The organism is Bartonella sp. CM120XJJH, from assembly GCF_042194715.1.
Taxonomy (GTDB): domain Bacteria; phylum Pseudomonadota; class Alphaproteobacteria; order Rhizobiales; family Rhizobiaceae; genus Bartonella.
Map to the genome: position 1 here is coordinate 1 of NZ_JBHINE010000132.1, position 607 is coordinate 607.

Consider the following 607-nt stretch of genomic DNA (forward strand, 5'->3'; position numbering starts at 1 on the left):
TTTACAACATACTCAGTAAAACTACAAAAGGATTGCCTACAAGCAAATATGAAGACTACAAAATCAAACTCATAACAGAGCGCTTAACAAGAGAAACAAGCCCCTATTATGAAACTGAAGATATGCGTTGGGGTATTGAACATGAAGAAGACGCCTTGAGAGAATATAGCTTCATTTATGATGCCGATATAACAAAATGCGGTTTTATCCAACACCCCACAATCCAAATGGCGGGGGCTAGCCCTGATGGTCTCATTGGAGAAGACGGTTTAATCGAAGTCAAATGTCCGAGATCAATAACACATACGCGTTTTTGTATAAGTGACGAAATCAAACCAGAATATCACGCACAAATGCAATTCCAAATGGCTTGTACAGAACGAAAGTGGTGTGATTTCGTAAGTTATGACCCACGTTTTGCAGGAGAATCCTTTCACTTGCGCATGAAAGTCAAGCGTGTTCTCCGTGATGATCAACAAATTGAACAGATCAATCAAGCGGTTGAAGCCTTTTTAGCAGAGATAGAACGAGAGATAAAACAACTCTCAACAAAAGCTGCTTAAACCTATGGGGGTGTTTTGTTCCCCGCATATCTACAAGCACCCCC

General features: G+C 40.7%; 1 protein-coding gene. It reads left to right on the forward strand.

The window, feature by feature from the left end; translation table 11 throughout:
* Positions 1 to 563: lambda exonuclease family protein (locus ACFIKU_RS10205; RefSeq protein WP_375657443.1), on the forward strand; the 563-nt coding region annotated here is incomplete at its 5' end.
* Between the last annotated feature and the right edge of the window lie 44 nt (positions 564 to 607).